General features: G+C 39.5%; 6 protein-coding genes. 3 read left to right on the top strand and 3 right to left on the bottom strand.

Annotated features, from left to right (window positions below):
* Positions 1-29 precede the first annotated feature (29 nt).
* The 3 genes from B0183_RS03700 to pheS form a co-directional block, all read right to left on the bottom strand.
* On the bottom strand, positions 30-326 hold the full coding sequence (locus tag B0183_RS03700; protein ID WP_016527802.1) for an integration host factor subunit alpha: 297 nt from the start codon (positions 324-326) through the stop codon (positions 30-32).
* Between the two features lie 16 nt (positions 327-342).
* Positions 343-2,730, bottom strand: coding sequence for a phenylalanine--tRNA ligase subunit beta (gene pheT / locus B0183_RS03705; RefSeq protein WP_078208335.1), 2,388 nt, complete (start codon positions 2,728-2,730; stop codon positions 343-345).
* A 155-nt stretch (positions 2,731-2,885) separates the two neighbouring features.
* Complete coding sequence (gene pheS / locus B0183_RS03710) at positions 2,886-3,869, bottom strand: phenylalanine--tRNA ligase subunit alpha (protein ID WP_021112442.1); 984 nt, start codon at positions 3,867-3,869, stop codon at positions 2,886-2,888.
* Positions 3,870-4,178: 309 nt separating this feature from the next.
* Between pheS and B0183_RS03715 the strand changes: the two genes are divergently transcribed.
* The 3 genes from B0183_RS03715 to B0183_RS03725 all read left to right on the top strand — a co-directional run bounded on the left by B0183_RS03715 (position 4,179) and on the right by B0183_RS03725 (position 6,823).
* A complete protein-coding gene (locus B0183_RS03715; protein WP_021113653.1) occupies positions 4,179-4,859 on the top strand; it encodes a TIGR00153 family protein in 681 nt (226 codons plus the stop codon).
* Between the two features lie 19 nt (positions 4,860-4,878).
* Positions 4,879-6,141, top strand: a complete 1,263-nt coding sequence (locus B0183_RS03720) for an inorganic phosphate transporter (protein WP_075620718.1) — start codon at positions 4,879-4,881, stop codon at positions 6,139-6,141.
* Between the two features lie 73 nt (positions 6,142-6,214).
* The gene (locus tag B0183_RS03725; RefSeq protein ID WP_010786625.1) at positions 6,215-6,823 is read left to right on the top strand and encodes a TIGR04211 family SH3 domain-containing protein; all 609 of its coding nucleotides are present in this window, start codon (positions 6,215-6,217) and stop codon (positions 6,821-6,823) included.
* The last annotated feature ends 491 nt before the right edge of the window (positions 6,824-7,314 follow it).

The raw sequence follows: 7,314 nt of genomic DNA on the forward strand, positions 1-7,314 counted from the left end.
CGAAATACAGGATTTCGCAGAATAATCATTTAGGCTTTTACCTTCGCATTTTCGACACGTTCACGCAATTTTTGTCCCGCTTTAAAAACCACAACTCGGCGAGCAGAAACTGCAACATCTTCGCCAGTTTTAGGATTACGACCTGGACGAGCTTTTTTATCACGAACCGTAAAATTGCCAAAGCCTGACAGTTTTACCTCTTCACCGTTTTCTAACGAGCGACGAATTTCTTCAAAAAAGTCCTCAACAAATTGTTTTGCGATACGTTTATCTAAACCACATCTTTCGACAAGGTTTTCTGCGATTTCAATTTTGGTAAGTGCCATAATTTATCCTTAAAATCTAATCTCTTAGATAAGCATTAAAACGTTGTGCAAGTGTTTCGAGAACAGCTTGAAACACCGCATTAATTTCTTCCTCTTCAAGGGTTTTTTCAGTGTCTTGAATTGTTAAGCTGATCGCCAAACTTTTCTTACCTTCAGGTAAATTTGTACCTTGGTAAACATCAAATAAATTCACTGCCACAAGTTTAGCGCCACCTGCTTGTCGAGCCACATCAAGTAGATCACCTGCAGGTAAATTGCTATCCACAACCACGGCAATATCACGTTTATTTGCAGGGAAATGTGAAATTTCTTTTGCATTTGGTACTGAACGCTCTGCAATTGCAGACCATAATAATTCAAAGGCAACAGGTTTACCTGACAATCCGAGTTTTTGAACAACTTTAGGGTGAATTGTGCCGATATAGCCGATCTCTTGATCGTCGAGTAAAATAGCAGCAGATTGTCCAGGGTGGAACGCAGGATATGATTTTGCAACAAAACACAAACGATTGCTAGCATTTGTTAGTGATAAAACACGTTCTAAATCCCCTTTTAGATCAAAGAAATCGACGTTTTCTGCTTTATGTTCCCAATGTGCTGGACGTTTATCCCCTACAATCACTGCACCTAATACAAATTCTTGGCGTATGCCATTTTCTGCATTGGTATCAGGAATAAAGCGTAAACCACTTTCAAAAATACGCACTCGATTTTGCTGGCGATTTTGGTTATAAGCAACGGTTTCAAGTAAGCCTGTTAAAAGCGACACACGCATTGCCGACATTTCACTTGAAATTGGATTTGGCAGAATTAACGCTTCTTGGCTTGGGTGTAGCAGTTCTTGTACTTTTGGATCAACGAAGCTATAAGTAATCACTTCTTGATAATCGCTATCCACCAAAGCCGTTCTCACACGAATAGCTTCTAAAAGCTTCTCTGGGAAACCTTTCATCTGTAAATGAGCAAGCGGTGCGTGATTTGGAATGCTGTTATAGCCGTAAATACGAGCCACTTCTTCCACAAGATCTTCTTCGATCTCAATATCAAAACGCCAGCTTGGTGATTGAACTGTCCAGCTCTCGTCTGCATAGCTTGGGTTTAAGCCTAAGCGAGCTAAAATATCAGTTACGGCTTCTGTTTCAATATGATGACCGAGTAAGCTATCTAATTTACTACGACGTAAAACCACTTGTTTTGACGTTGGTAAATGAGCTGAACTTACCGCTTCTACGATTTCACCAGCTTCACCGCCACAAATTTCAAGCAGTAACGCTGTCGCTCTTTCCATTGCTTTACGCGTTAATTCTGGATCAACGCCACGTTCAAAACGATGAGATGCGTCTGTGTGTAAGCCATATTGTCTTGCACGACCTGTAATTGCAAGCGGTGCGAAGAATGCAGCTTCTAACACCACATCTTTGGTTTCGGCACTTACGCCACTCGCTTCACCACCAAAAATACCAGCCATTGCAAGCGGTCCGTTTTGGTCTGCAATTAGCAAAGTATTTGGCTGAAGTTTTGCTGTCGTGCCATCAAGCAATATGAGTTCTTCACCCTCTTTTGCCATACGCACTTGGATTGTACCGTTGATTTTTGCTGCATCAAAAGCGTGCATTGGCTGACCAAGTTCCAGTAAGCTCAGATTGGTAATATCCACAATCGGATCGATAGAACGGATACCACAACGGCGTAATTTTTCTTGCAACCATAATGGTGACTGTGCTTTGACATTCACATTTTTCACCACACGACCTAAATAGCGTGGGCAAGCTTCAGGGGCTTGAAGTTCAATCGTCACTTTATCTGCAATAGTTGCAGGCACAGCTTGAATTTCAGGTGCATTCACCGCTAATTGATTAACAACCCCAACTTCACGCGCAATTCCTGCAATGCTTAAACAGTCCGCACGGTTAGGCGTTAAACTAATTTCAATGGCTCTGTCATTTAATTTGAGATAGTCACGGAAATCAATACCGACTGGAGCATCTGCTGGCAACTCAATAATACCGCTATGATCTTCTTTAATCCCTAATTCTGAGAATGAGCAAAGCATTCCCTCTGACGGCTGACCACGCAATTTAGTTTTCTTAATTTTAAAATCACCTGGTAACACCGCCCCATCTGTTGCACAAGCCACTTTCAAACCTTGACGGCAGTTTGGTGCGCCACAAACGATATCTAATAAACGTTCGCCACCCACATTCACTTTGGTGACACGCAATTTATCGGCATCAGGGTGCTGAGCGCACTCAACCACTTCGCCGATCACAACACCGTTAAATTCACCTGCAACCGCTTCAACGGCATCAACTTCTAAACCTAACATAGTAATTTGGTCACATAGCTGTTCGGTGGTAATCGCTGGATTAACCCACTCACGCAACCAACTTTCGCTGAATTTCATTATTTCTATCCTATATTTGTAACGTTTTCTACAAATTTTACCACTTGTTATGATAGACACACGCAGTGTGTCCCTACAAGAGAAAATAAGCCATTAATATAGTAGGGACACACTGCGTGTGTCCGCAAACTGCATATATCCGCAAAATGATTAGATTACTTAAACTGCTTTAAGAAACGCAGATCATTTTCAAAGAATGAACGTAAATCGGTCACGTTATAACGCAACATCGTCAAACGCTCAACGCCCATTCCAACCGCAAAACCAGTGTATTCATCAGGATCAATGCCCACATTGCGAAGTACATTCGGGTGAACCATTCCGCAACCTAACACTTCAAGCCATTTACCGTTTTTACCCATTACGTCCACCTCTGCCGACGGCTCTGTAAATGGGAAATAAGACGGACGGAAACGCACTTGCAGATCTTCTTCAAAGAAAGCTCTTAAGAAATCGTGCAATAAGCCTTTTAACTCAGTAAAGTTCGCTTTTTTATCTACATAAAGCAATTCAATTTGATGGAACATCGGCGTATGAGTTTGATCGTAGTCGTTACGATAAACGCGCCCTGGCGCCATAATGCGAATAGGCGGTTGCATTTTTTCCATCGTACGAATTTGAACGCCTGATGTTTGTGTACGCAACAAACGCTCTGCATCAAACCAGAAAGTATCGTGATCTGCACGAGCAGGGTGATGTGCAGGGATATTTAACGCATCAAAGTTATAATAATCCGTTTCAATTTCAGGACCTTTCTCTACACTAAAGCCAAGTTCTGAGAAGAATTTCACCACACGTTCAATTGTAATCGACACAGGGTGCAAACCACCTAACTCTGTTTTACGACCAGGTAAGCTCACATCAATACTCTCACTGGATAATTTAGCATTGAGCTCTTCTGTTTCTAACTGCTCTTTTTTCCCATTTAACGCATCTTGTGCTTTCTGTTTTGCTTCATTAATTTTTGCACCCACCGCAGGACGTTCATCTGCTGGCACATCACGCAAGCCTTGCATTAACAAGGTAAAATGACCTTTCTTACCAAAATATTCAACACGCAATGCTTCAAGACTTGCAACATCACTGGCTTTTTCAACCGCTTGCAACGCTTCAGCAACGATATTTTCTAGGTTTTGCATACCTACCCTCTAATCAATTTCAACATAAATAAACTGAATGCCTCATTCATAGGCAAAACGCCTTGAATAATAATACTTCTAAGCGATATTGTAAATTTAAAAGTGAGGATTTTGTGGGGGTAACATTTTGATTTGTAACAGCTATCAAAGATAAACACTGTGATTATTTTACCATTTTTGCTAAAAAAACACCAAATATCACCGCTTGTTAAACATTAATCCGTGATCTTCTTGAAAACATACGGTAAAATTTACACCGATTTGCAAAAGTGCAAATCAACGCTGTTAAATTTTATTGGAGATATACCTATGGCAAAGAATAATATTTTAGGATTATTCGCACAGTCGCCACTCAAGCCATTACAAAAGCACTCAAAAAAAGTGACTGAATGTTGTGGATTACTAATCCCATTTTTTGAAGCGAGTTTTCAAAACAATTGGGAAGTAGCGGAAGATATCCGTCGTCAAATCATTGATTTAGAAAACCGCGCAGATACCCTTAAACGTGAAATTCGTTTAAAATCACCGCGTGGTTTATTTATGCCTGTTGAACGTACTGACTTACTTGAACTCGTTACACAGTTAGATAAATTAGCAAACTATGCTAAAGATATTTCTGGTCGTGCAATCGGTCGTCAATTAAACATTCCTGAAGAAATCCAACCTGTTTTCCAACAATTCTTAACCCGTAGCCTTGATGCAGCAGTTCACGTTGATAAAGTAATTAATGAAATGGATCACCTACTTGAAACAGGCTTCCGCGGTCGCGAATTAAATTTTGTGAACAATATGATTTTAGAGTTAGATGTTATCGAAGACGATACGGATCAACTTCAAATCGTACTACGCCGAGCAATGTTAGCGATTGAACAACAATACAATCCAATTGACATTATGTTCTTATACAAAATTATCGAATGGGTCGGAGTTCTTGCAGATCAAGCACAACGTATCGGTTCACGCATTGAGTTAATGTTAGCTCGTTCATAATCGAAAGAGGACTTAAATAATGGAACTGATTCAAGAATATGGCTCGATGATTGTCCTCATCACCGCAGTGTTTGGCTTCTTTATGGCATTTGGTATCGGTGCAAACGATGTTTCAAATGCAATGGGAACCTCTGTAGGTTCAGGCACTATCACTGCAAAACAGGCAATTTTAGTTGCAATGGTTTTTGAATTTGCTGGTGCTTATTTAGCAGGCGGTGAAGTAACTGAAACTATCAAAAGTGGCATCATTGATATTCACCAATTCTCTGGCAGACCAGACACCCTTGTACTAGGTATGATGTCGGCACTTTTTGCTGCAGGTACTTGGTTATTACTTGCCTCTAAAATGGGCTGGCCAGTATCCACTACTCACTCTATTATCGGTGCAATTATCGGTTTTGCGTTAGTCACCGTTGGTGCGGAAGCGGTTCATTGGGGTGATTTGTCTGGTATCGTAGGTAGCTGGTTTGTTACACCTGTTGTATCGGGGATCATTGCTTATGCTATTTTTACTAGCACACAAAAACTGATTTTTGATACTGATAATCCGATGAAAAATGCTCAAAAATATGGTCCATTCTATATGGGTTTAACCACATTCATTTTGAGTATTGTTACAATGACAAAAGGCTTAAAACACGTTGGTTTACAGCTTACAATGACTGAAACCTTAGTGATTTCAAGTGCAATCTCAATTACGTCTATCATCACTTGTTTCTTCTACTTCCGTAGCCAATCTTTTGCTAACCGTGTACAAGGCGGAGCATTTGGTGGCGTAGAGAAAGTGTTCAGTATTCTAATGTTACTCACCGCTTGTTCAATGGCATTTGCCCACGGTTCAAACGACGTAGCTAATGCGATTGGGCCTTTATCTGCCGTAGTATCTATCGTTGAGAACGGCGGTGTGATTGAAGCGAAATCAATTCTCGCCCCTTGGATTTTACCATTAGGTGCAACGGGTATCGTTGCTGGTTTAGCGGTAATGGGTTACAAAGTAATGGGAACGATCGGAACTGGTATTACTGACCTAACCCCAAGCCGTGGTTTCTCAGCAGAATTTGCAACAGCAATGACCGTTGTTGTTGCCTCTGGTACAGGTTTACCTATTTCAACAACACAAACCTTAGTAGGTGCGGTATTAGGCGTAGGTTTTGCTCGTGGTATTGCAGCGTTAAACTTAACAGTTATTCGTAATATCGTTGCATCTTGGGTTGTAACCTTACCTGCTGGTGCATTCTTCTCGATTTTAATTTTCTATATTTTGAATGCAATTTTCTATTAATTTAGAATAATGACTTTATTCAGAAAAGTGCGGCTATTCGCACTTTTCTTTTATGATTTTTTAAGGATTGTTTATGCAAAAACATATTTCTCTTTTCTGCTCAACTCTGCTTTTAGCAATATCAATTCCCTCTTTTGCTCAAACACAGTACGTTACTGAAAATTTAAATACCTATTTGCGTAAAGGTCCAGGCGATCAATTCAAAATTTCCGGTTCTATTCAAGCAGGTGAAAAAGTTACCTTAATTGAAACCAGGGATCGCTATTCTCTAATTCGTGATGGCAAAAACCGTGAAGCGTGGATTTTAAATTCCGAATTAACATCTACGCCAAGCTCAAAAGAATTAACACCGTTATTACAACAACAAGTTCAAGAATTAACCACCAAACTCAACAACATTGATAGAGATTGGCAACAACGTACCGCTGAAATGCAACGTAGAGTTCAACAATCTGCATTACAAAGCAGTGAATTACTTGAACAAAATGCACTTCTAAAGCGAGAATTAGAAATTATTAAAAATAAAAATCGTGATTTAGAAGCAATACAAGATGTCGCATCTCGCGAAATTATGATTCAATATTTTATCTACGGAGGAGCTGTTCTAGGCTTAGGTTTAATATTTGGATTACTTATTCCAGCCCTTCTTCCTCGCCGTAAATCTAATTATCGCTGGAATTAACGCAAAACAACCGTACTTTTAGCTTACTGTGATGTTTTTAATTTGAGGCATAGTAGACAAAAGCGTTGGTTTTAATTATTCCCCCTAATTATTACCAACTCTTTTTATTTAAAAAATCCTTTATAAACATAATCTTATGCTTTTTCGTTAATCCGCTATGAAGCGATAATTTCTGTTTCAGTTCTTTAAATAACCCTTCCAACCTATTTGTTGTTTTTTCTATATTTAAATGAGTATATTCTTCAAAAGTGAATTTAAAGCCTTGTACTATAAGGCTTTAGCCCACTTTTTACCAACACTTTTGTCTACTATGCAAAATATCCTATCTAAATCACCGCTTTCATTAGATTTCCGCCTATTATTTCTAACTTTTATTGATAAACGTTGAAAAATTCTTGTTATTTTATCTTTAGTTTTGTGTGACCCATTGTTTTTTTTTTACAATGGAGTGGGGGCAGGTGTTTTTGAGATTCCCCCACTTGTGGGGGAAG

Origin of the sequence: Glaesserella parasuis, assembly GCF_002015085.1 — a bacterium.
GTDB lineage: Bacteria > Pseudomonadota > Gammaproteobacteria > Enterobacterales > Pasteurellaceae > Glaesserella > Glaesserella parasuis.